Annotated in this window: 20 protein-coding genes; 1 reads left to right on the plus strand and 19 read right to left on the minus strand. The window is 69.0% G+C overall.

All coding sequences use genetic code 11. The features are described from left to right. Nucleotides 1–18: 18 nt before the first annotated feature. The 16 genes from PM1_RS18725 to PM1_RS18800 form a co-directional block, all read right to left on the minus strand. Nucleotides 19–1,359 carry an MFS transporter gene (locus PM1_RS18725; protein ID WP_009619347.1) on the minus strand — a complete coding sequence of 447 codons (1,341 nt, stop codon included), beginning with the start codon at nucleotides 1,357–1,359 and terminating at the stop codon, nucleotides 19–21. A gap of 33 nt (nucleotides 1,360–1,392) precedes the next feature. Further along, a complete protein-coding gene (locus PM1_RS18730) occupies nucleotides 1,393–2,655 on the minus strand; it encodes an OprD family porin (RefSeq protein WP_009619344.1) in 1,263 nt (420 codons plus the stop codon). A gap of 87 nt (nucleotides 2,656–2,742) precedes the next feature. Continuing rightward, nucleotides 2,743–3,738, minus strand: coding sequence for an MBL fold metallo-hydrolase (locus PM1_RS18735; protein ID WP_009619342.1), 996 nt, complete (start codon nucleotides 3,736–3,738; stop codon nucleotides 2,743–2,745). Nucleotides 3,739–3,928: 190 nt separating this feature from the next. After that, nucleotides 3,929–4,915 (minus strand): amidohydrolase family protein, encoded by a 987-nt coding sequence (locus PM1_RS18740; protein WP_009619340.1) that lies wholly within the window; start codon nucleotides 4,913–4,915, stop codon nucleotides 3,929–3,931. Beyond that, a complete protein-coding gene (locus PM1_RS18745; protein WP_009619338.1) occupies nucleotides 4,912–5,484 on the minus strand; it encodes a 3-hydroxyanthranilate 3,4-dioxygenase in 573 nt (190 codons plus the stop codon). The genes PM1_RS18740 and PM1_RS18745 overlap by 4 nt, the downstream gene beginning before the upstream one ends. A 20-nt stretch (nucleotides 5,485–5,504) precedes the next feature. Continuing rightward, nucleotides 5,505–5,930 (minus strand): RidA family protein, encoded by a 426-nt coding sequence (locus PM1_RS18750; RefSeq protein WP_009619337.1) that lies wholly within the window; start codon nucleotides 5,928–5,930, stop codon nucleotides 5,505–5,507. After that, nucleotides 5,927–6,715, minus strand: a complete 789-nt coding sequence (locus tag PM1_RS18755) for a 2-keto-4-pentenoate hydratase (RefSeq protein WP_009619334.1) — start codon at nucleotides 6,713–6,715, stop codon at nucleotides 5,927–5,929. Before PM1_RS18755 ends, PM1_RS18750 begins: the two co-directional genes overlap by 4 nt. Nucleotides 6,716–6,908: 193 nt before the next feature. After that, on the minus strand, nucleotides 6,909–7,922 hold the full coding sequence (gene mhpE / locus PM1_RS18760; protein WP_009619332.1) for a 4-hydroxy-2-oxovalerate aldolase: 1,014 nt from the start codon (nucleotides 7,920–7,922) through the stop codon (nucleotides 6,909–6,911). Next, nucleotides 7,919–8,851 carry an acetaldehyde dehydrogenase (acetylating) gene (locus PM1_RS18765; protein WP_009619324.1) on the minus strand — a complete coding sequence of 311 codons (933 nt, stop codon included), beginning with the start codon at nucleotides 8,849–8,851 and terminating at the stop codon, nucleotides 7,919–7,921. Before PM1_RS18765 ends, mhpE begins: the two co-directional genes overlap by 4 nt. Nucleotides 8,852–8,999: 148 nt before the next feature. After that, nucleotides 9,000–9,806, minus strand: a complete 807-nt coding sequence (locus PM1_RS18770; RefSeq protein ID WP_009619322.1) for a 2-keto-4-pentenoate hydratase — start codon at nucleotides 9,804–9,806, stop codon at nucleotides 9,000–9,002. Between the two features lie 15 nt (nucleotides 9,807–9,821). After that, nucleotides 9,822–11,282: a 2-hydroxymuconic semialdehyde dehydrogenase gene (locus tag PM1_RS18775; protein WP_009619320.1), complete on the minus strand. Its 1,461-nt coding sequence runs from the start codon at nucleotides 11,280–11,282 to the stop codon at nucleotides 9,822–9,824. A gap of 177 nt (nucleotides 11,283–11,459) precedes the next feature. Next, nucleotides 11,460–12,719, minus strand: a complete 1,260-nt coding sequence (locus PM1_RS18780; RefSeq protein WP_009619318.1) for an OprD family porin — start codon at nucleotides 12,717–12,719, stop codon at nucleotides 11,460–11,462. A gap of 199 nt (nucleotides 12,720–12,918) precedes the next feature. Further along, a complete protein-coding gene (locus PM1_RS18785) occupies nucleotides 12,919–14,118 on the minus strand; it encodes a benzoate/H(+) symporter BenE family transporter (RefSeq protein WP_009619315.1) in 1,200 nt (399 codons plus the stop codon). A gap of 281 nt (nucleotides 14,119–14,399) precedes the next feature. Continuing rightward, a complete protein-coding gene (gene catA, locus PM1_RS18790) occupies nucleotides 14,400–15,329 on the minus strand; it encodes a catechol 1,2-dioxygenase (RefSeq protein ID WP_009619313.1) in 930 nt (309 codons plus the stop codon). Nucleotides 15,330–15,383: 54 nt separating this feature from the next. Further along, entirely contained in the window at nucleotides 15,384–15,674 is a 291-nt protein-coding gene (gene catC, locus PM1_RS18795) for a muconolactone Delta-isomerase (protein WP_009619311.1), read from the minus strand. Nucleotides 15,675–15,695: 21 nt separating this feature from the next. After that, nucleotides 15,696–16,817 (minus strand): muconate cycloisomerase family protein, encoded by a 1,122-nt coding sequence (locus PM1_RS18800; protein WP_009619309.1) that lies wholly within the window; start codon nucleotides 16,815–16,817, stop codon nucleotides 15,696–15,698. A 154-nt stretch (nucleotides 16,818–16,971) separates the two neighbouring features. Between PM1_RS18800 and PM1_RS18805 the strand changes: the two genes are divergently transcribed. Continuing rightward, the gene (locus PM1_RS18805; protein ID WP_009619307.1) at nucleotides 16,972–17,844 is read left to right on the plus strand and encodes a LysR family transcriptional regulator; all 873 of its coding nucleotides are present in this window, start codon (nucleotides 16,972–16,974) and stop codon (nucleotides 17,842–17,844) included. A 9-nt stretch (nucleotides 17,845–17,853) separates the two neighbouring features. Here the strand turns inward: PM1_RS18805 and PM1_RS18810 are convergent, their stop codons facing one another. The 3 genes from PM1_RS18810 to PM1_RS18820 form a co-directional block, all read right to left on the minus strand. Beyond that, nucleotides 17,854–19,200, minus strand: coding sequence for an OprD family outer membrane porin (locus tag PM1_RS18810; protein ID WP_009619305.1), 1,347 nt, complete (start codon nucleotides 19,198–19,200; stop codon nucleotides 17,854–17,856). A gap of 46 nt (nucleotides 19,201–19,246) precedes the next feature. Continuing rightward, entirely contained in the window at nucleotides 19,247–20,752 is a 1,506-nt protein-coding gene (locus PM1_RS18815; RefSeq protein WP_009619303.1) for an amidase, read from the minus strand. Nucleotides 20,753–20,833: 81 nt separating this feature from the next. Continuing rightward, a complete protein-coding gene (locus PM1_RS18820) occupies nucleotides 20,834–22,162 on the minus strand; it encodes an MFS transporter (RefSeq protein ID WP_009619301.1) in 1,329 nt (442 codons plus the stop codon). Nucleotides 22,163–22,260: the final 98 nt, after the last annotated feature.

The following is a 22,260-nucleotide window of genomic DNA, read 5'->3' on the forward strand; positions in this document are numbered from 1 at the left end:
CGGCCAGCCGCGGGCGCCTCAGGCGAGTTCACCCCGCGCGGCGCCCGGTGCGCGGCGCAGGGCCATGACGAACAGCGCCAGGCTGGCCAGCAGCGCCGGCGCGGCGAGCCAGACGAAGAACACCTGCAGGCCGCCGGCGGCCTCGAACAGCCAGGCGCCGAGCAGCGAACCGATGATCGAGCCGGCGCGCCCGGCGCTCAGCGCCCAGCTCACGCCGGTGGCGCGGGCGTGGGTCGGGTACAGGGTGGCGGCGAGGATGCTCAGGTTGTTCAGCGCGCCGGTGAGGGTGAAGCCCACGGCGAAGACCATCAGCAGCAGCGCCAGGCCGTTGCCCAGCTGGGTGCCGGTCAGCGCCAGGGCCACGGCGGCGCACAGGCACAGCGGCGGCAGCAGGCGCTGGGCGCCGAAACGGTCCATCAGCAGGGCCATGACGATGCCGCCGATCACCCCGCCGAAGGGGATCATCGCGGCGATGTGCGAGGTCTCCTGGGTGCCGTAGCCGCTGCCGCGGAGGATGGTCGGCAGCCAGCTGGTCAGCAGGTAGAAGACGAACAGGCAGCAGAAGAAGGTCAGCCACAGCATCAGGGTGCGCAGCGCCCGGCCCTCGGCGAACAGGGTCGAGGCCGGCGAGCGCTGTTGCGCGGCGGCGACGTCGCCGACCAGGGTCACTTCGTCCAGGTCCTGGCGAGCGCTGATGCGCCCGAGGATCGCCCGCAGCCGCTGGGCGTGCGCCGGACTGCCGGCCATGAAGCAGGTGGACTCCGGCAGCGCCAGGATCAGCGCCGGCAACAGTACCAGCGGCGTCAGGCCGCCGCACAGCAGCAGGCCCTTCCAGCCCACCAGCGGCAGCAGCAGGCCGGCCACCCAGCCGCCCAGGGCCAGGCCCAGGGTGAAGCCGGAATAGCTCAGGGTCACCAGCAGCATGCGCCGCCGCGCCGGCGAGTATTCCGAGCTGAGGGTGATGGCGTTGGGCAGCACCCCACCCAGGCCCAGGCCGGTGAAGAAGCGCAGCGCGGTGAGCACCTCGATGTTCGGCGCCAGGGCGCAGGCCAGGGTGCCCAGGGCGACTATGCCCAGGCTGAGCAGCAGGACGAACTTGCGCCCCTTGCGGTCGGCCACCGGGCCGAAGCCGACGCTGCCCACCAGCATGCCGAACAGCCCGGCGGCGAAGGCCGGGGCCAGTTGGCCGCGGGTGATGCCCCAGTCGCGGATCAGTTCGGGGGCGATATAGCCGATGGCGGCGGTGTCGAAGCCGTCGAGCACCACCACCAGGAAGCACAGCAGCAGCACGCGGATCTGCAGGGCGGACAGCGGACTGTTGTCGATCAGGTCGCTGACGCGCAGGGTTTGTCTGTTCATGGCGTTCTTCTCGTTGCTAGGGGGTGGGCCGGCTCAGAAGAGCTTCCAGGTGTAACTGAGGATCAGGCGGTTCTCGTCGACGTCGGTGAGGTAGTTGGAGCGGGCCACGGCGTTGCGCAGGCGGACGTTCAGCCCGGCCAGCGGGCCGCCCTGCAGCGTGTAGGCCAGCTCCAGGTCGCGCTCGCGGTCGCGGCCCTCGAAGCCCCTGCCGGTGTCGACGTTGCTGCCGCGCAGGTAGCGCAGCGTGGTGCTCAGGCCGGGGATGCCGAGAGCGGCGAAGTCGTAGTCGTGGCGCACCTGCCAGGAGCGCTCGTCGGCCGAGGCGAACATGAAAGTGGGCACCTCGTTGCCCAGCGGCGCGACGTTGGGGAACACCCGCGGGAAGCCGTCGTCGCCGAACATGCCCTGGTAGCCGACGTAGAAGCTGTGCCCGCCGCGCCTGGCCGAGAGCAGCGCGTAGAAGGCGCGGTTGTCCAGGTTGCCGAGCAGGCGCTTGCCGTCCTCGTTGGCGTCGTAGTAGCCGAGGTTGCCGCCCAGCACCCAGTCGCCGACGCTCTGGCTGTGCTTGAGGCCGACAAAGCCCTGGCGGTAGATGTCTTCCAACTGGCCGTACCACAGGCTGGCGCGGGTGCGCTTGGCGTTGAAGTCGTAGTCGCCACCGGCGAAGTTGAAGGCGTCGCTTTCCACCTGGCGGTAGGGCGTCGCGCCGACCATCGCCTGCAGGTCGCTGGTGCCGGCCTCGTTGCGCATGCTGTAGGACTTCAGCCGGCCCGCCTGCAGGGCCAGGCCGGGAATCTCCGCGGAGGCCAGCATGGCGCCCTGGTAGGTCGGCGGCAGCAGGCGGTTGTCGCTGGCCGGCAGCACCGGCAGGTTGGGCTGCAGTTCGCCGAGCTTGAGTTCGCTGTGCGAGACCTTCGCCTTCAGCGCCACGCCCAGGCGGCTGTAGTCGTCCGGCGCGCGGCCGTCGCCGTCCACCGGCAGCAGGCCGGTGTTGGCGCGGTCCGGGCTGCTGTCCAGCTTCAGGCCGAGCAGGCCGATGGCGTCCACGCCGAAGCCCACGGGCCCCGCCGTGTAGCCGGAACGGAAGTCGAGGATGAAGCCCTGGGCCCACTCCTCCGCCTTCGATTGCCGGCTGGCGCCGACGATGTCCGAATAGTCGCGGCTGAAGTAGTAGTTGCGCGCCTGCAGGGTGGCGCTGGCGCCCTCGACCAGGCCCTCGCCGGCCTCGACCTGGGGCAGCGCCGCCAGGGTTCCGGAGGCGAGCACCGCCAGGGACAGTTTGGGGTGATTGCTCATGCTGCTTGCACTCTTCTCGTTGTTGTAGGCAAAGCGTCCCCTGCCACCGGCAGCCCGGCGGCAGGGAATGAGTCGGTAGCGGAGTCGTCAGTTCACCGGTTCGCGCTGGCGCAACGCGGCGTCGTAGGGCTCGCGCACTACGCCCTTGGGCGTCAGCTCGAAGGCCATCAGGTCCTGGCCGATGACGAAGGAACCGTCGTAGCCCTGGGCCACGCGCGAACGGATGTCCTCTTCGGAAGCGCGGCCGATGTCGCTGCGGCTGTACAGCGAGATGTGCGAGAACACCGCATCGCGCGGGCGCGTTTCGCTGAGCACCTTCGCCACCGTCTCCGGGTTGGCCAGGTAGTCGTAGAAGTGCTTCACGTAGTCGGGGTAGGCCTTTTCCAGCTGATGGCTGGCGATCGACAGGGAGTGCACCAGCAGGTCCACGCCCTTGGCCTGGCGGACCAGGTTGGGGGCGTAGGTGGTGTCGCCGGAGAGCACCACCGACCGCCCCGCATAGTCGATGCGATAACCGTAGGCCGGCTTCACGTAGCCGTGGTCCACCAGGAACGCGGTGACCTTCACCCCCTCCTTGTCGAAGACCACGCCGCCGTCCGCCGCTATGGCCTGGTCGGCGATGCGCGCGGCCTGCGCGTTGGTCTCCTTGCCGCGGATGCGGTTGTTCTCGCTGAACATCTGCTCGATGCCCCGCGCCACGCTGTCGATGCCCTTGGGCCCATAGACCGGCAGGGCCAGGGTGCGCCGGCCGTCGTCGGTGGGCAGCGGCGCGGTGGCGTACAGGTCCGGCAGGCCGGTGAGGTGATCGGAGTGCAGGTGGGTGATGAACACCGCCTCGATATCGCGCAGCGGCACCTGCAGCTGGTGCAGGCGGATGGCCGCGCCGCGCCCGGCGTCGAACAGCAGTTTGTGCGGGCCGGCCTCGACCAGGGTGCTCATGCCGAAGCGGTTGACGTTGAGGATGGGGGTCCCGGTGCCCAGCAGGGTCACCTTGATGCTGTCTTCCGCCGCCGCGGAGACGGGGGCGCCATGCAGCGCCAGCAAGGCGGCGCCGACGGCGCCCAGGATGCGCAGAGCTTTCATCGTGTTCTACCTTCTATTGTTGTTATGGGTCACTTGGCCGGTACCGGCCCGGCACGCCCAGCCATTACCGGCCGCCGCGCCCTGCCGGTCTATCCGCATAGTCGGCGGCTTCGATCCGCTGAGTGCCGCTGCGCTCGCCGCGCCGCCCGGCTCGCGGCCGCCGGGTCGGAAGCCGCTGCCGTATCCCCTTTCAAAGACCGAAGAAAGCCTGGGCGTTGCCGGCGCAGATGCGCGCCTTGTCCTGCTCGCTGAGCTGCGGGTGCTCCAGCACGCCGGCGCCGATGCTCTGTTCGCCCAGCGGGAAGGGCGAGTCGGAGCCGAGCATCACGCGGTCGGCGCCCATCACGTCCACCAGCAGGCGCAGCGCGCCGGGGTCGAATACCGCCGAGTCGACGAAGAAACGCTTGACGTAGCTGGACGGCAGCTGCGGGCAGTCCTCGCGGACGATGTCGCGGTGGCGCCAGGCGTTGTCCACCCGCCCGAGCAGGAAGGCGAAGCCGCCGCCGCCGTGGGCGAAGCAGATGCGCAGCGACTCGGGCAGGCGCTCGAAGGCGCCGGAGAGGATCAGCGAGAGGATGCCCAGCTGGGTTTCCGCCGGCATGGCCACCAGCCAGGGCAGCATCCACTTCTTCATGCGCTCGCGGCCCATCATGTCCCAGGGGTGCACCAGCAGCGGGATGCCTTCGTTGGCGCAGTGGCGCAGGAAGATCTCCAGGCCGGAGTCGTCCAGGTCGCGCTCGCCGACGTGGTTGCCGATCTGCACGCCGACGTGGCCGCAGGCCATGGCCCGGCTGGCTTCGCGGCAGGCGGCGTCGATGTCCTGCAGCGGCACCTGGGCCAGCACCTTGAGGCGCTCCGGGGCGATGGCGGTCATCTCCAGGGCGCGGTCGTTCATCAACTGCGCCCAGGGCAAGGCGCGCTCGATGGGCTGGTCGTAGCCGAACATCACCGGGGTGGCGCACATCACCTGGGCGTCCAGGCCCTGCTCGTCCAGGTGCTCGATGCGCCGCTGGGCGTCCCAGAGCACGTCGTGCACCGGGCGGAACGGCTTGTCGCCGAGCATGATCTGCCCGTGGCGGCCCTCGGTGTGCAGCCAGGGCGCGCGTTGCGGGTGCAGGCGCGCGGCCTCGGCCTGGGTGATGCGCGGGAAGAAGTGCGAGTGGATGTCGATCTTCATGGGCGATGGAACTCGTTGAGTGTCTGGTGCCAGGCCTGCCAGTCGCGGCCGGGGTGAATCTCGCCGCATTCGTGGCAGCGGCGTTCCTCGTCGGAGGTGGCGTAGAACTGCTCGTACACCGGCGGCAGGTCGGCGACGATGCTCTGCAACTGCATTTCGTAGCGCTTGATCAGGCAGCCGCAGCGCGCGCAGGACCACTGCAGGGCATCGTGCTGGCCCGCCGGGCGGCGGTGCTCGATGACCAGGCACAGGCTGCCGGGCTCGGGGCGCTGCGGCGAATGGATGACGTGCGGGGCCATCAGGTAGATGTCGCCTTCCTTGAGGTCCACCCGCTCGTAGCGGCCGCGGTCCCAGATGTTCAGGTAGGCGTTGCCCTTGAACTGGTAGAAGAACTCTTCCACCGGGTCGTCGTGGAAGTCGGTGCGCTGGTTGGGGCCGCCGACCACGGTGACCATGTAGTCGCTGTCCTGCCAGATCTGCTGGTTGTTCACCGGCGGCTTGAGCAGGTGGGCGTGCTCGTCGAGCCAGCGGTTGAAATTGAAGGGTGCGCTGAAGTGGTGCTTGTCCATTGTTGTTGTCTCCCAGCGGTTCAACGGGTGCGGGGGGCGTAGGCCACCACCTTGATCTCGATGCGCAGGTGCGGGTGCGGCAGTTGGTGCACGGCCACGGTGGTGCGGGTCGGGCCGTTCTCGTCGAAGAACTCGGCGTAGACCTGGTTGTAGCCGCCGAAGTCGTTCATATCGACGAGGAAGCTGCTGATCTCCACGACGTCCGCCAGGCTGGCGCCCTCGCTGGCGAGGATGTCGCGGATGTTCTCGATCACCGCGCGGGTCTGGGCGCGGATGTCGAGATTGGTGGTGCCCATGGCGTCCACCTCGACGCCGACGAAGCTGTTGTCCGGGCGCCGCGAGCTGGTGCCGGAGACGAAGAGGAAGTCGCCGGCGCGCTTGATGTGCGGGAAGCGCCCGCGCGGGGTGGCCTTGCCGGCGACCACGGTGGATTTGGTTTCGCTCATGCTGCTGCTCCTTGAGGGTTGCGGACGCTGAAACTGCTCTGCCCCAGGCCCTGGACTTCGACGCTGACGTGCATGCCGGGGCGCAGCGCCTCGGCGGCGGTGGCGGCGCCGGCCATCACCAGGCTGCCGGCGGGCAGTTCGATCTGCGCCTGGTGCAGCAGGCGCGAGGCCTGCACCAGGCTGCGCAGCGGGTTGCCGAGGATGGCCGCGGTGGAGCCGGCCTGGACCACGCGGCCATCCAGGCGCAGCACCACGCCGGCATTGGCCAGGGCGCCGAAGTCCCGCGACCAGGGGCCGACGGTGAGGCCGGCGGAGGAGCAGTTGTCCGCCACCACGTCCTCGAGGCTGAACTTGAAGGCCTGGTAACGCGAGTCGATGATCTCCAGCGCCGGAGCCACGGCCTCGATGTAGTCGGCGGCTTCCAGCAGCGTCAGCGGGCGGTCGATGGCGCGGCGGGTGAGGAAGCAGACTTCCGGCTCGACGCGCGGGTGGATGTAGCGGGCCAGGTCGACCAGGCCGCCGTCCTCTTCCAGCATGGCGTCGGTGAGCCAGCCCCAGATCAGGCTGTCGACGCCCATCTGGACCATCTTGGCGCGGCTGGTGAAGCCCAGCTTGACGCCGATGCTGCGTTCGCCGTCGTCGTAGCGGCGCTGCATGGAAGCGCGCTGGATGCGGTAGGCGTCATCCAGGCTGAAGGGCGTGCTGGCGCTGAACTGCGCCAGGGGTTCGGCATGCCGCGCGGCCTGGTCGAGGGCCTGGGCGATGCGGGGGATGTCGGTGCTCATGTGCACTACTCCTGCGATTTAGGCTTTTCGTAGGATGGGTTGAGCCTGCGAAACCCATCGGGCATGGCGATGGGTATCGCTTCGCTCAACCCATCCTACGGAGGTGTTTCTCCTGCGCCTCCGCCACGTCGTTCCCCTGTAGGAGCGCGCCCTGCGCGCGAATCGCAGGCAGGGCCTGCTCCTACAGTCGAGGTCAGGCGCGGGCGGCCAGCAGGTCCAGGGCCACGTCGACGATCATGTCTTCCTGGCCGCCGACCATGCGGCGTTTGCCCAGTTCGACGAGGATGTCCACGGCCTTGATGCCGTACTTGGCCGAGGCCACTTCTGCATGACGCAGGAAGCTGGAGTAGACGCCGGCATAGCCCAGGGCGAGGGTTTCGCGGTCGACGCGTACCGGGCGGTCCTGCAGCGGGCGCACCAGGTCGTCCGCCGCATCCATCAGCGCATAGAGGTCGGTGCCGTGGTGCCAGCCGAGCTTGTCGGCGGCGGCGATGAACACTTCCAGCGGCGCATTGCCGGCGCCCGCGCCCATGCCGGCCAGGCTGGCGTCGATGCGGTTGCAGCCCTCCTCCACCGCGGCGATGGAATTCGCTACACCGAGGCTGAGGTTGTGGTGGGCGTGGATGCCGGTTTCGGTTTCGGGCTTCAGGACCGCTTTCACGGCGCGGAAGCGCGCGCGGATATCGTCCATGTTCATCGCGCCGCCGGAATCGACCACGTAGATGCAGGTGGCGCCGTAGCTCTCCATCAGCTTCGCCTGTTGCGCGAGCCCTTCCGGCGTCTGCATGTGGCTCATCATCAGGAAGCCGACGGTGTCCATGCCCAGCTCACGGGCGTATTCGATGTGCTGCTTGGAGACGTCGGCCTCGGTGCAGTGCGTCGCCACGCGAACCACGCGAGCGCCGGCGTTGTAGGCGTTCTTCAGGTCATGGATGGTGCCGATGCCCGGCAGCAGCAGCGTGGCGATCTTGGCGTGCTTCACCACGTCCGCCGCCGCTTCGATCCACTCCAGATCGGTATGGGCGCCGAAACCATAGTTGAAGGACGAGCCTTGCAGACCATCGCCGTGAGCCACTTCGATGGAGTCCACCTTGGCGAGGTCGAGGGCGGCGGCGATGGCCCGCACGTCTTCCAGGCTGTACTGGTGACGGATCGCGTGCATACCGTCACGCAGCGTCACGTCGGAGATATAGAGTTTCTGGCTCATGCCGAAGCCTCCATTGCCTGTGCCATGCGCTCGGCGGTGGCCAGCGCGGCGGAGGTCATGATGTCGAGGTTGCCGGCGTAGGCCGGCAGGTAGTGGGCGGCGCCTTCCACTTCGAGGAACACCGAGGTCTTCAGGCCGCTGAAGCTGCCGTGGCCGGGGATGTTCAGGTCGGTCACCAGGTCGAACTGGACCTTCTGCTTCAGGCGATAGCCGGGGACATAGGCCTGCACGGCGGCGGCCATTTCCTCGATGCTAGCCTCGACCTTGGAGGGGTCCACCGCTTCGCTCAGCACGTACACGGTGTCGCGCATGATCAGCGGCGGCTCGGCCGGGTTCATGATGATGATCGCCTTGCCCTTCGCCGCGCCGCCGATCACCTCGATGGCTTTCGAGGTGGTCTCGGTGAACTCGTCGATATTGGCGCGGGTGCCGGGGCCGGCGGATTTCGAAGCGATGGAAGCGATGATTTCCGCGTAGTGGACCTTGGCCACCCGCGAAACCGCCGCCACCATCGGAATGGTCGCCTGCCCACCGCAGGTCACCATGTTCACGTTGCTGGCCGTGAGGTGCTGCTCCAGGTTGACCACCGGCACGCAATAGGGACCGATCGCGGCCGGGGTCAGGTCGATCATCCGCAGCCCGGGCTTCACGCCGAGCAGGAAGGCGTCGTTCTTCACGTGGGCGCTGGCGGAAGTGGCATCGAAAACGAAGTCGATGTCGGCGAACACCGGCAGTTTCACCAGCCCTTCGACACCCTCGTGGGTGGTGGCCACGCCCATGCGGGCGGCGCGGGCCAGGCCGTCGGAGGCCGGGTCGATACCGACCATGGCGGCCATTTCCAGATGCTGCGCGTTGCGCAGGATCTTGATCATCAGGTCGGTGCCGATGTTGCCGGAACCGATGATGGCGGCTTTTCTCTTCTTACTCATAAACACCCCTCGAAAAGCATTCGATCAAGAGCAAAGAGCTCGATTAAGAGCGCTGGAGGCTGAAGGCTGGACGAAAGAGCACCGACCTCCGCCGTGGCAGGGATCGCTTGTCGTTCAGCCTCCAGCCTCCAGCGCTTTTTTCGGCTTTTTAGCTCTGCCCGAAGGAGGCGCTGACGCGCCCCAACCCCTGGATTTCGGCGCTGAATACATCGCCCGGGCGCACCGCCACCATCGGCCCTAGGGCGCCGGTGAGCACCACGTCGCCGGCGCGCAGCGGCTCGCCCAGGCGGGCCATGGTGTCGGCCAGCCAGAGCGCGGCGTTCAGCGGGTTGTCCAGGCAGGCGGCGCCGGCGCCGACGGATACCGGCTCGCCGCGCAGGCTCAGGCTCATGCCGCAGTTCACCAGGTCCAGCCGGTCCAGGCGCACCGGGCGGCTGCCGAGGACGAAGAGCCCGGAGGAGGCGTTGTCCGCCACGGTGTCGAGCAGGCTGATGTCCCAGTTGGCGACACGGCTGCCGACGACCTCGATGGCCGGCAGGGCGAAGGCGGTGGCGCGGATGATGTCGGCCAGGGTGTGGCGCTCGTGGCACAGGTCGTGTTCCAGGACCAGGGCGATTTCCGCCTCCACCTTGGGCTGCTGGCAGTCCGTCCAGGCGATGGGCTGGCCGTCGCCGCGGGCCATCTGGGCGAACAGGCGGCCGAAGTCCGGTTGGTCGACACCCAGCTGGCGCTGCACGGCGCGGGAGGTCAGGCCGATCTTGTGGCCCACCGGGCGCCAGCCGGCGGCGATGTCGGCGACGTTGTTGCGTTGCTGTACGGCGTAGGCCAGGTCGAGGGCAGCGGCCCCCTGTTCGTTGGCGGCCTGCTGGACGAGGTCGCGCACCGGCGCGCACGGCTGGCCCTGTTCACGGGCCTGGCGCAGGCGCGCGGCGGCTTCGGCGATGGCTGGATGCATGGGCTTCTCCTGGCCTCAGGGGTTGACGCAGATGGTGGTGAGTTCGGAATAGAAATCCAGCGAGTGGCGGCCGCCCTCGCGGCCCAGGCCGGACAGCCGGGCGCCGCCGAAGGGCGTGCGCAAATCGCGCAGGAACCAGGTGTTGACCCACACCATGCCCACGTGGATGCGCCGCGAGACGCGGTGCGCACGGCCCAGGTCGCGGGTCCACAGCGAGGCGGCCAGGCCGTAGGCGGAGTCGTTGACGCGGCGCAGCACTTCCTCGTCGCTGTCGAAGGGCGCGATGTGGCAGACCGGGCCGAAGACTTCCTCGCGCATGCAGCGGGCGTCGTCGGCGAGGCCGGTCCAGATGGTCGGCTGGACGAAGGCGCCGTTGTCGCGCGCATCGCCGAACTTCGGCACGCCGCCGCCGCTGACCACCGTGGCGCCCTCCTCGCGGGCCAGCTGGAAATAGCCCAGTACCTTGTCGCGGTGCTTGTGGGAGATCAGCGAGCCCATGTTCACGCCGTCTTCGTCGGGGTAGCCGATCTTCAGTTTCTCGGCGCCCGCCTTGAGCGCGGCGACGAAGCGTTCGTAGATCGGCCGCTCGACGTAGACGCGCTCGGAGCACAGGCAGACCTGCCCGGAGTTGGTGAAGCTGGAACGCAGCACCCCGGCCACGGCGGCGTCGAAGTCGCAGTCGGCGAAGACCACCGCGGCGTTCTTGCCGCCCAGTTCGAAGGAGACTTCGCGCACGCCTTCGGCGGCGGCGCGCATGATGGTCGAGCCGGTGCGCGACTCGCCGGTGAAGGTGATGGCGTCGACTTCCGGGTGGCGGGTGAGGAACTCGCCGGCGGAGTTCGGCCCGAAGCCGTGGACCAGGTTGAAGGCCCCGGCGGGCACGCCCACCTCGTGCATCACCTCGGCCAGCAGGGTAGCGCTGGAGGGCGTGTCTTCCGAGGGCTTGACCACCACCGAGTTGCCGCAGGCCAGGGCCGGCGCGACCTTCCAGGTGAGCAGCAGCAGCGGCAGGTTCCACGGCGAGATGATCGCCACCACGCCATGGGGCTTGCGCACCGTGTAGCTGAACACGTCGCTGCCGTCGCCTGTGCGCATCTCGAAGAATTCGCTGCCGCCCTGGCGCACCAGGTCGGCGAAGGTGCGGAAGTTCTGCACGCCACGGGCCACGTCGAGGCTGCGGGCCTGGTGCACGGGGCGGCCGGTGTCGGCCACCTCGGCGGCGACGAAGTCTTCGAAGCGCCGCTCGATGCCGTCGGCGATGCGTTCTAGCAGTTCGGCACGCTGGGCGGCGCTGTAGCTGGCCCAGGGGCCGTTCTGCGCCTGCGCGGCGGCGCTGACCGCGGCATCGACCTCCACCTCGCCGGCCTCGCAGACCTGGCCGAGGACGCGGCCATCCACCGGGGAGACGTTGTCGAAGGTGCGGCTGCTGGCTACGAAAGCTCCGGCGATGTAGTGGCGGAGCAAGGAATGGGACACGGCGACCTCCTGCATGGGCTTGTTTTTCGCCGAGTCTAGGGAGACCGCCTATAAGCGGATAATCAAAAAAGCGCTCTCAGGTATCCCTTACAGGAATACCGGAAATACCCTCGGGCGCCCTCCTCCATCCGCCCCGGTAGCCGGGGCGGACAGGGGGCCAAGCGGCCCCGGAGAGGTTCAGAACAGCTTCCAGGTGTAGCTGAGGATCAGGCGGTTCTCGTCGATGTCGCTGCGGTAGTTGGAGCGCGCCATGACGTTGCGCACGCGCACGTTGAGCCCGGCCACCGGGCCGCTCTGCACGGTGTAGCCGATGTCCAGGTCGCGCTCGCGGTCCTTGCCCTCGAAGCCCAGCCCGGTGTCGACGTTGTTGCCGCTGATGTAGCGCAGGGTGGTGGTCAGGCCGGGCACGCCGAGGGCGACGAAGTCGTAGTCGTAGCGCGCCTGCCAGGAGCGCTCGTCGGTGGAGGCGAACTCGTAGGTCGGCACCTCGTTGCCCAGCGGCGAGACGTTGGCGAACACCCGGGGGAAGGCGCTGTCGCCGAACAGGCCCTGGTAGCCGAGGTAGAAGGTGTGCCCGCCATGCCTGGCCGAGAACAGCGAGTAGAAGGCGCGGTTGTCGATGTCGCCGAGCAGGTGCTTGCCGTCCTCGCTGGCGTCGAAGTAGCCGAGGTTGGCGCCCAGCACCCAGTCGCCCAGCGGCTGCGCGTGCTTGAGGCCGAGGAAACGCTGCTTGTAGATGTCCTCCAGCTGGCCATACCAGGCGCTGACGCGGGTGCGCTTGCCGTTGAAGTCGTAGTCGCCGCCGGCATAGTTGAAGGCATCGCTCTCGGCCTGGCGCTGCGGCTGGTAGCTGAGCATGGCGAGCATCTTCTCGTCGCCGCCCTCGTTGCGCAGGTGGGTGGAGGTGAGGTGTCCGGCCTGGAGGGTCAGCCCAGGGATTTCGCTGGAAGTCAGCGAGGTACCCTGGTAGCTGGGCGGCAGCAGGCGGATGTCGCTGAACACCAGCACCGGCAGGTTGGGCTGCAGCTCGCCGATTTTCAGCTCGGTCTTGGAGAACTTCATCTTGCCGGCCACGCCCAGGCGGCTGTAGTCGTCCGGCGCGCGGCCGTCGCCGCCCACCGGCAGCAGGCCGCTGTTGGTGCGGTCGGGGCTGCTGTCCAGCTTCAGGCCCAATACGCCGATGGCGTCCAGGCCGAAGCCGATGGGCCCCGGGGTGTAGCCGGAACGGAAGTCGAGGATGAAGCCCTGGGCCCACTCCTCCGCTTTGGACTGCCGGTTGGGCCCGACGATGTCGGAGAAGTCGCGGCTGAAGTAGTAGTTGCGTGCCTGCAGGGTGGCGCTGGCACCTTCGATCAGCCCTTCGGCCGCGGCCGCCGGCTGGGCGGCGGCCACGCCGATGCCCAGCGCGACGGCGGTCACGCATACGCGATTGCTCATGGTTTTCTCTTGTTCTTATGGTTGTGCGATCCCCTGCCGAGCGACCGGAGGGCCGCGGCTTGGCGCTGGGCGGGGAGTCATGTATCGGCGACGGGGGCCCGGGGCTGTCCGCTTCGATCAGCCACCCTGCCCTGCTTCCGCTGCCGTGTTGCCTTGGGCGGGCGCCCCGGCCGGGCGCCCGCTTGCCGTTGCCCGGTGGTCAGGCGCGCACGGCGCGCGCCTCGCGTCGAGGAGCGCGGCGGCGCACCAGCAGCAGGTGCGCGGCCAGGCCGAAGATCAGGCCCCAGAAGGCCGCCGACAGGCCGAGGAAGGACATGCCCGAGGCGGTGACCAGGAAGGTGATCAGCGCCGCCTCGCGGTCCTCCGGCACGCCCATGGCGCCGGCCAGGGCCCCGCCGATGGCGCCGAACAGCGCAAGGCCCGCCAGCGCGGCGATCAGCTCGCGGGGGAAGGCGCTGAACAGCGACACCAGGGTGGCGCCGAACAGCCCCAGCAGCAGGTAGGCGACGCCGCCCACCACCCCGGCGACGTAGCGCCGCGCCGGGTCCTCGTGGGCCTCGCGGCCGGTACAGATGGCCGCGGTGATAGCGGCGAGGTTCAGGCCGTGGCAGCCGAAGGGCGCCAGCAGCAAGGTGCCCAGGGCGCTGCTGGCGATCAGCGGACGCGCCGGGGTCTGGTAGCCGTCGTTGCGCAGCACGGCGATGCCCGGCACGAACTGCCCGGTGAGCGCCACCACCACCAGCGGCAGGGCGATGTTGAGTAGCGCATGGAGGCTGAATTCAGGGGCGATCCATTGCGGCGTGGCCAGGCCGATCACCAGCGCCGAGGCGTTCAGCTCGCCGCCGCCGATGGCCATGGCACAGCCCACCAGCAGCACCAGGGCCACCGCATAGCGCGGCGCCAGGCGCTTGCCCAGCAGGTAGGCGACGAACATCGCCAGCACCAGCGCCGGCTTGGCCTGCAGCGAGACGAACAGCTGGGTGCCGAAGCTGAACAGGATGCCGGCCAGCATGGCCGCGGAGATGGCCGGCGGCAGCTTGCCGACCACGCGGTCGAAGGCGCCGGAGATGCCCACCAGGAAGATGATCAGGCTCGACGCCAGGTAGGCGCCCACCGCCTCGTTCAGGCTGATGCCCGGCAGCAGCGCCACCAGCAGCGCCGAACCGGGCGCCGACCAGGCGATCACCAGCGGCACCTTGTAGCGCAGGCTGAGGAGGATGCCGAGCACGCCGCTGCCGATGGAGATCGCCCACACCCAGGACGACACCGCGGTGTCCGGCAGGCCGGCGCTCTTGGCCGCCTGGAAGATGATCACCAGGGGGCCGGCGTAGGAAATCAGGGTGGCGATCAACCCGGCCACCAGGGCGGACAGCGAGAAGTCGCGGATGAGGTCTTTCATGGCGCCTCACTTTTTCTTGTTCTGCACGCAAGGCTTCGCCGTGCCGGCAAGCCGGCTCGGGACGATGCCTGGGGGTAACACCGTAGCGGATCTCATCCGCGATTCGCGCCGGTGGTTCCGGCTATCGCGGACAAGGTCCTACGGTTCCAGGAAGCACGGCTTTTCGTAGGATGGCGTTGAGCGAAGCGATACCCATCCTACGAAGAGCGCTTCGGCGCAAGACAGTTGCTCCTACGCTGTTTCTGGGTCTCCGCGCACGCGGGAACCCAGTGGACAGCGCCTCAGGCGCCCTGCACCTGCAGCGCGCGCGGGCGGTGGCTGCGCTGTTCGTCTTCGGCGCTGGCGGCCTTCTGCAGCTGGAAGCTGAATTCCAGCTCGGCCACGCGGCCGTCGATGCCGCGGACGTTCTCGGCGAACTTCACTTCGCCGACCAGGCCGTCGCGGGTGGCGTAGGCGAAGTCGTCCCACAGGTACTGGTCGCCGGACAGGTTGATCTGAGTGGTCAGGTGGCGGTAGCCCGGCGCCGAGATGAAGAAGTGGATGTGCGCCGGGCGCTGGCCGTGGCGGCCGAGCTGGTCCAGGCATTCCTGGGTCGGGCCCTGCGGGTCGCAGCCGTAGCCGCTGGGGACGATGCTGCGGGCGCGGTAGCGGCCCTCGGCGTCGGTGATGATGCGGCGGCGCAGGTTGTACTCGGACTGGCTCTGGTCGAAGTAGGAGTAGTTGCCCTTGGTGTTGGCGTGCCACAGGTCGACGGTGGCGCCGGCGATGGGCTTGCCGTCCAGGTCCAGCACCTGGCCTTCGAGGAACATCACGGTGGCCACGCCGTCTTCGCTGCCGTCGTCCATGCGCGCCTCGCCCTCGACGATGGGCGCACCGGCCACGTACAGCGGGCCTTCGATGGTGCGCGGGGTGCCGCCGGTCTTGCCGATCTGCGCGTCCTTGGCGTCGTTGAGCAGGTCGATGAAGTGCTCGATGCCCAGGCCCGCCACCAGCAGGCCGGCTTCGCCGCGGCCGCCCAGGCGGTTCAGGTAGTCCACGGCGGTCCAGAATTCGTCGTCGGTGACTTCCAGGTCCTCGATGATCTTCGCGGTGTCCTGCAGCACGCGCAGGACGATCTGCTTCAGGCGCGGGCTGCCGTTGTCGTTGCCGTAGCCGGCGGCTTCTTCGAAGAACTTCTGGATCTCGGCAGTCTGGGAAATCTTCACGGTCATGATGTTCACCTCGTCTTGTTCTTATACAAGGGTTTCGTCGTTGGGGTTCAGGGCTCAGCGGTCGTCGGCATGGATGGAGGACGGATGGCGGCAGAGCCCGTCGACCTCGATGTCCATGTAGGGGAACAGCGGCAGTTGCATCAGGGTGTCGTGCAGTTCCTCGACGCTGGCGACGTCGAAGACGCTGTAGTTGGCGTAGTGCCCGGCGATGCGCCACAGGTGGCGCCACTTGCCCTCGCGTTGCAGGCGCTGGGCCAGTTCCTTCTCGTCGGCCTTGAGCTGGGCGGCGCGGGCCGGGTCCATGTCGACGGGCAGTTTCACCGTCATCTTCACGTGGAACAGCATGGGGCTTCTCCTCTCTCTAATTCAGGGGCGCCGGAAGCGCTTGAGGCGCTCCTCGTCCAGGCTCAGGCCGAGGCCCGGGGCGTTGGGCACCAGCAGTTGGAAGTCGCGGTACACCGGCGGCTCGCTGACGATCTCCTCGGTCAGCAGCAGCGGGCCGAACAGTTCGGTGTGCCAGGTCAGTTGCCTGAGGGTGAGGAAGGCGTGGGCCGAGGCCAGGGTGCCGATGGCGCCTTCGAGCATGGTCCCGCCGTACAGGGCGATGCCGGCCGCCTCGGCGATCTGCGCGGTGCGCAGCACGGCGCGCGGGCCGCCGTTCTTGGCGATCTTCAGGGCGAAGATGCTGGCGGCGCCGTCGGCGGCCAGGCTGAAGGCGTCCTCGACGCTCTCGATGGATTCGTCGGCCATGATCGGCGCCGGGCTGCGCAGGTTCAGGCGCACCTGGCCGGCGCGGTTGATCCGCGAGATGGGCTGTTCGACGAGGTCGATGCCGTTCTCGCCGAGCACCTGGCAGCCGCGGATGGCCTGGGATTCGTCCCAGTACTGGTTGACGTCCACGCGCACGCTGGCGCGCTCGCCCAGGGCGCGCTTGATCGCCACCACGTGCTTGAGGTCCTGCTCCAGCGCATTGGCGCCGATCTTCAGCTTGAAGATGCGGTGACGGCGCAGGTCGAGCATGCGCTCGGCTTCCTCGATGTCGCGGGCGGTGTCGCCGCTGGCCAGCGTCCAGGCCACTTCCAGGCCGTCGCGCACGCGGCCGCCGAGCAGTTCGCTGACGGCCAGGCCCAGGCGCTTGCCCTGGGCGTCGAGCAACGCGGTTTCCACCGCCGAGCGGGCGAAGGTGTTGCCCTTGATGGCCTTGTCCAGACGCTGCATGGCGGCGTTGATGTTGCAGGCGTCCTGGCCGATCAGCAGCGGCGCGAAGTGCGCTTCCAGGTTGGCCTTGATGCTTTCCGGGCTTTCGTTGCCGTAGGCCAGGCCACCGATGGTGGTAGCCTCGCCGAGGCCTTCGATGCCGTCGCTGCAGCGCAGGCGCAGGATCACCAGGGTCTGCTGCTGCATGGTGTGCATCGCCAGCTTGTGCGGGCGGATGGTCGGCAGGTCGACGATGATCGCTTCGAGGCGTTCGATCAGGGCTTGGGTCATCTCGGGTTCCATATCACGCTAGGCTGCTTGTCGAGGCCCGGCCGTCTGGTGCGGCCGATACCTTCCAGGTCTTTTGTTGCACACCGAAGGATTGCGCCAGCGGTGGCGAGCAGTCCAATATCATTGCCCTCTCGTTCCATACCCTGGAGGTATTATGGAGCTTCGACACCTGCGGTACTTCCAGGCGGTCGCCGAAACCCTCAACTTCACTCGCGCCGCCGAGCGCCTGCACATCGCCCAGCCGCCGCTGAGCCGGCAGATCCAGCAGCTGGAGGAACTGCTCGGCGTCGAGCTGCTGGAGCGCGGCCGGCCGCTGCGCCTGACCGAAGCCGGGCGCTTCTTCTACGAGCAGAGCGGCACCCTGCTGGAACAGCTGCAGAACATCTGCGACAACACCCGCCGCATCGGCCTGGGCCAGCGCCAGTGGCTGGGCATCGGCTTCGCGCCTTCGACGCTCTACGCGGTGCTGCCGGAACTGATCCGCGAGCTGCGCGGCGACACCGAACTGGAGCTGGGCCTGCAGGAGATGACCACCCTGCAGCAGGTCGAGGCGCTGAAGAGCGGGCGCATCGACATCGGCTTCGGGCGCATGCGTTTCGACGACCCGGCCATCCACCAGCAGGTGCTGCGCGAGGACCCGCTGGTGGCGGTGCTGCCCACCGGGCACCCGCTGCTGGGCGCGCCGGTGAGCCTGCAGCGGCTGTCCCGCGAGCCCTTCGTGCTGTACCCAGCCAACCCGCGGCCGAGCTATGCCGACCACGTGCTGGCGCTGTTCGCCAACCATGGCCTGGGCATCCGCGTGGCGCAGTGGGCCAACGAGCTGCAGACCGCCATCGGTCTGGTCGCCGCCGGCCTGGGCGTGGCCCTGGTGCCGGCCTCGGTGCAGCAGCAGCACCGCCCGGACATCGGCTACGTCGCCGTGCTGGAGCCCGAGGCGGTATCGCCGATCGTCCTCAGCCGCCGCGCCGGCGACGTCAGCGCCATGGTCCAGCGCTGCCTGGCGCTGATCGAGCAGGTCAACCGCTGAGCGGGCCACTCAGAGCAGCCTCAGGGGCGCGTCGATGATCAGGCGGAACTCCTCCAGGTTGCCCTCGATCTGCCCCGCGCTGGCGCGGTGCCAGATGTAGCCGGTCGACAGGCCGACGCCGCGCAGCGGCCCGGATTGCACGGCGTAGCTGAGCAGGCCGCCGACCTCGTAGTGGCTCTCGCCCTTCTGCCCCAGCACCGAGTTGTAGGCCGCGCGGGGGCCGCCGTTATAGCCGCTGCCGTCGATGCCCCAGCCCTTGACGTACCAGAACAGGCTCTTGAACCCCGGCAGGCCGTAGGGCGTCCAGTCGGTGCCGTAGCTGACCTGGAAGGAGCGCTCGTTGGGCCCGTTGTAGTACGAGAGCATGGCGTTGGGCAGGTCGAAGGCGTTGGACTCGGCGGGGAAGTCGAAGTACTCGTCGCCGTCGATCTGCTGGAAGGCCAGCTTCAGCGTGTGGTTGGCGTAGCCCGGCGCGACGCTCGCGCCGTAGGCTTGCTGGCTGATGCGCCCGGCGCTCTCGCGGCCGCTGGAGCGGGTGTCGTAGAAGTCCAGGCGCAGGCCCAGGTCCAGTTCGCCCAGGCGGTAGCGCTGCGCCCAGCCGGCGTAGGTGCGGTCCCAGACGTCGTCGAAGCGCGACAGGTAGAGGCTGGCCCGACCGCGCTCGCCGAGGCGGTAATCGCCGCCGGCATAGGCGATCCAGTCGCTTTCCACCAGGCGCGTAGTGAAGGTCAGGCTCAGGTCCTGGCTGCCGGCGCCGGTGCGCGGCGTGGCGCGCTGGAAGTGCCCGGCCTTGAAGGTCAGCCCGGGCAGGTCATGGCTCTCCAGCGAGAAGCCATCGAAGGAGGCCGGCAGGGTGCGGGTGTCGGCGTAGCTCATCACCGGCGTGCGGATCTGCTGGCGGCCAAGCTTCGCCTCGGTGGCGCCGGCTTTCAGCTTGAGCGCGGCGATGCCCACCTTGCCCCACTGGTCCACCACCTCGCCGTCGCGCTCCACCAGCAGGCGGGTGCTGCCGCCGGCCACCGCTTCGCGGCTGCGTTCCAGGGCTACCGCGCCGTACAGCGAGAAGTCCATGCCCAGGCCCTGCTCGCCCTGGCTGTAGCCGGACCGGTAGTCGAGCTTCAGGCCCTGCAGCCAGGCCACGCGGTCGCGCACCGGGCGCCCTCCCTCGTCGTCGGGCACCCGGAAGTAGCTGTCCTTGCGGGCGATTTCATGGGAGTACCAGTGGCGGGTGTTCAGCACCAGCGAGCTGTCTTCGAACAGGCGGCGCTCGTCGGCCAGGGCCAGTTCGGCGGTGAAGGGCGCCAGCAGCGCCAGGGGGCCGGCGAAGCGCCGGGCCCGGGTTTCGCTTATGTGCATCGGGTCATGCCTCTTCATTATTGTTGTCGTCGTCTGGCATGGGCGCTCAGGCGGGCCCGGTCTGGTAGGCGCGCGGCATCCGCGCCGCCGCCTCGATCACGGCGGCCACCTGGAAGCAGCGGTCCTCGCGGTAGTGGTCGGCGATGACCTGCACGCCGGCCGGCAGGCGCTCGCCCTGCAGGCCGCTGGGCACGCTGAGCGCCGGCAGGCCGCTGAGCGCGACGCTCATCAGGATCGCCTGCTGGCGCATGATCTGTGCCATGGCCGCGCCGCCCTGGGCATCCAGGCCCCAGGGCAGCGGCGCGCTGGCGGACACCGGGGCGATCATCGCGTCGTAGCGCTGGAACAATGCGCGCCACTTCACCCGCAGGTTGTTACGGGTGGCCAGCGCGGCGACGTATTCGTCCAGGCCGGTCTCCGGCGTCGCCTCCAGCATGCCCTGCACGGCCGCCTGCAACGCCTCGCTGCCCTCGCGCTGCATGACCGGCAGCAGTTGCAGGCGGATCTCGGTCATGACGATGCGCAGCCAGGTCTGGGTGGCCAGCTCGTGGTCCGGCAGGCTCACCGGCTCGACGCGGTAGCCGGCGTCCTCGAGCATCTTCGCCACCGCCGCCAGGTTGTCCCGCACCGAAGCGTCGAGGGGGATGCCGGGCAGTTCGTTGACCAGGCCGATCACCCGCTTCTCGCGCGCCTCGGGCTTCGCCAGCGCCGGCACCCAGTTGGGGTCGGCGCCGCCGCTGCTGGCCATCGCCAGGAAGGCCAGGCGCGCATCGGCCACGCTGCGCGCCAGCGGCCCCTGGGTGGCGATCTGCTGCCCGGCGAAGCCCAGGCCGAGCCCGGTGGGAATGCGCCCGACGCTGGGGCGCAGGCCGACCACGCCGCAGGCATAGGCCGGGTAGCGGATGGAGCCGGCGATGTCGTTGCCGTGGGCGATCGGGCACATGCCCGCGGCCACGGCCGAGGCCGCGCCGCCGCTGGAGCCGCCCGGGGTGATGTCGGCGCGCCAGGGGTTCAGCGTGCGGCCGTACAGCGGGCTTTCGGTGTACCAGCGGAAGGAGAACTCCGGCGTGCTGGTCAGGCCGATGATGACCGCGCCGTTGTCCAGCAGGTTCTGCACCACCGGGCTGTTGTCGGCGGCGATGTTGTCGCGGCGCGCCAGAATCCCGTTGGTGTTGGGCTGGCCGGCGACGTTCTGGTTGACCTTGACGGTGACCGGCACCCCGTGCAGCGGCGGCAGCGCGTCGCCACCCCGCCGCTGGTCGGCGCGCTGCGCCGCGCGCAGGGCTTCGTCGCGCATCTCGTGGACCACCGCCTTGAGCCCGGGGTTGGCCTCGGCGATGCGCCCGAGGCAGCTTTCCACCGCCTCCCGGCTGCTGATGGCGCCGCTGGCGATGCCGGCGGCCAGTTCGCTGGCCTGCCACTGCCACAGCGGCGCATCCGGCAGCGCGAGCGCCGCCTGCCCTTGCTTCACGCTGGCGGCCAGCGCGTTCCTGCCGAGCAGCAAGCCGGCGGACAAGGCCGCGGCACCGGTCATGAAATCTCTGCGTTGCATGCTGTTCCCTCCTTGGCTCCCGTCAGCGCGGAAGCCTGCGGCGGGCGCCGGAGTGGCCGGCCCCGCCCTTGCGTTGTCGGTTCAGGCCCGGGCTTCGGCCAGGGGCGCGAGCACCCGCTCGCTGCGGCTGACCAGGTACATGGCCAGGGCCGCCAGCGCGCCGGGGATGGCGAAGGCCATGAAGTTCAGGTGCAGCGGCAGCTCGATGGCCAGCAGCGAGCCGCCCAGCAGCGGGCCGACGATGGCGCCGTTGCGGCCGATGCCCGAGGCCCAGCCCAGGCCCGTGGAGCGGATGGCCAGGCCGTAGAACTGCGCGGCGCTGGCGTAGAGCAGGATCTGCGTGCCGATGGTGGTGGCCCCGGCGATGCCGATCAGCAGGTAGAGCACCGGCATCGGCGTGTTGAAGCCCAGCAGGGTGATGGAAACGGCAGCGGCGACGAAGAACAGCGCCACCACCTTGGGCAGGTTGAAGCGGTCGCCCAGCCAGCCGCCGAAGATGGCCCCGAACATGCCGCCGAAGTTCAGCGCCAGCAGGAACGAAAGGCTCGAACCCAGGCTGTAGCCGGCGTTGGCCATCAGCTTCGGCAGCCAGGAGCTGAGCGCGTAGACCATCAGCAGGCAGCAGAAGAACGCCACCCAGAGCATCAGGGTGCGCAGCGCGCGGCCCTCGCGGAACAGCTCGAGCACCGGCGCGCCCTGCGGCTTGCTCTCGCCCAGGTGCAGCTCGGCGGCGGCCTCCAGGGTGGTTTCCGGGGAAATGCGGCGAAGGATGGCGCGGGCCTGTTCGGTACGCCCCTGGCGCAGCAGGAAGCCCACCGACTCCGGCAGTTGCCAGAGGATCAGCGGCAGCATCAGCAGCGGCAGCAGCGCGGCGAAGAACATCGCCTCCCAGCCGAAGCGCGGCAGCATGTAGATGCCCACGCCGGCGGAGAGCATGCCGCCCAGCGAGTAGCCGCTGAACATCACCGCCACCAGGGTGCTGCGCAGTTTCTTCGGCGCGTATTCGTTCATCAGCGCCACCACGTTGGGCATCAGCCCGCCGATGCCGAGGCCGGCCATGAAGCGGCAGATGCCGAACTGCGTGGGGTTGCTGGCGAAGCCGTTGACCACGGTGAAGCCGGAGAAGAGCACGAAGCAGATGGCGATGCCCTTCTTGCGCCCGACCTTGTCGGCCAGCGGGCCGAAGAACAGCGCGCCGGCCATCATGCCGAACAGCGCGTAGCTGCCCAGGGCGCCGGCCTGCAGCGGGGTCAGGCCCCACTCCTTCATCAGCACCGGCAGCACCACGCCGTAGATGAACAGGTCGTAACCGTCGAAGATCAGCAGCAAGGCGCACCAGGCCATGACCATCCAGTGGAAGCGGCCGAAGCGCGCGTTGTCGATGACGTCGTGTACGTCGATTTTCCGCATGGCATCACTCTCTTTTTTGTTGTTGTGCGAGAAGCCGTTGGGGCCGCGTCGTGGGCGGTCCGTCTTTGCGTGGGATGGCGTTGGGCCGGAGGCGATAC

It is taken from the genome of Pseudomonas sp. M1, assembly GCF_022760135.1.
Lineage (GTDB): Bacteria > Pseudomonadota > Gammaproteobacteria > Pseudomonadales > Pseudomonadaceae > Pseudomonas > Pseudomonas citronellolis.

Bases quoted from the DNA above. Each gene is read 5' to 3' on its own strand.
- PM1_RS18725 (WP_009619347.1), bottom strand. From the start codon at position 1,359: ATGAACAGACAAACCCTGCGCGTCAGCGACCTGATCGACAACAGTCCG.
- PM1_RS18730 (WP_009619344.1), bottom strand. From the start codon at position 2,655: ATGAGCAATCACCCCAAACTGTCCCTGGCGGTGCTCGCCTCCGGAACC.
- PM1_RS18735 (WP_009619342.1), bottom strand. From the start codon at position 3,738: ATGAAAGCTCTGCGCATCCTGGGCGCCGTCGGCGCCGCCTTGCTGGCG.
- PM1_RS18740 (WP_009619340.1), bottom strand. From the start codon at position 4,915: ATGAAGATCGACATCCACTCGCACTTCTTCCCGCGCATCACCCAGGCC.
- PM1_RS18745 (WP_009619338.1), bottom strand. From the start codon at position 5,484: ATGGACAAGCACCACTTCAGCGCACCCTTCAATTTCAACCGCTGGCTC.
- PM1_RS18750 (WP_009619337.1), bottom strand. From the start codon at position 5,930: ATGAGCGAAACCAAATCCACCGTGGTCGCCGGCAAGGCCACCCCGCGC.
- PM1_RS18755 (WP_009619334.1), bottom strand. From the start codon at position 6,715: ATGAGCACCGACATCCCCCGCATCGCCCAGGCCCTCGACCAGGCCGCG.
- mhpE (WP_009619332.1), bottom strand. From the start codon at position 7,922: ATGAGCCAGAAACTCTATATCTCCGACGTGACGCTGCGTGACGGTATG.
- PM1_RS18765 (WP_009619324.1), bottom strand. From the start codon at position 8,851: ATGAGTAAGAAGAGAAAAGCCGCCATCATCGGTTCCGGCAACATCGGC.
- PM1_RS18770 (WP_009619322.1), bottom strand. From the start codon at position 9,806: ATGCATCCAGCCATCGCCGAAGCCGCCGCGCGCCTGCGCCAGGCCCGT.
- PM1_RS18780 (WP_009619318.1), bottom strand. From the start codon at position 12,719: ATGAGCAATCGCGTATGCGTGACCGCCGTCGCGCTGGGCATCGGCGTG.
- PM1_RS18785 (WP_009619315.1), bottom strand. From the start codon at position 14,118: ATGAAAGACCTCATCCGCGACTTCTCGCTGTCCGCCCTGGTGGCCGGG.
- catA (WP_009619313.1), bottom strand. From the start codon at position 15,329: ATGACCGTGAAGATTTCCCAGACTGCCGAGATCCAGAAGTTCTTCGAA.
- catC (WP_009619311.1), bottom strand. From the start codon at position 15,674: ATGCTGTTCCACGTGAAGATGACGGTGAAACTGCCCGTCGACATGGAC.
- PM1_RS18800 (WP_009619309.1), bottom strand. From the start codon at position 16,817: ATGACCCAAGCCCTGATCGAACGCCTCGAAGCGATCATCGTCGACCTG.
- PM1_RS18805 (WP_009619307.1), top strand. From the start codon at position 16,972: ATGGAGCTTCGACACCTGCGGTACTTCCAGGCGGTCGCCGAAACCCTC.
- PM1_RS18810 (WP_009619305.1), bottom strand. From the start codon at position 19,200: ATGCACATAAGCGAAACCCGGGCCCGGCGCTTCGCCGGCCCCCTGGCG.
- PM1_RS18815 (WP_009619303.1), bottom strand. From the start codon at position 20,752: ATGCAACGCAGAGATTTCATGACCGGTGCCGCGGCCTTGTCCGCCGGC.
- PM1_RS18820 (WP_009619301.1), bottom strand. From the start codon at position 22,162: ATGCGGAAAATCGACGTACACGACGTCATCGACAACGCGCGCTTCGGC.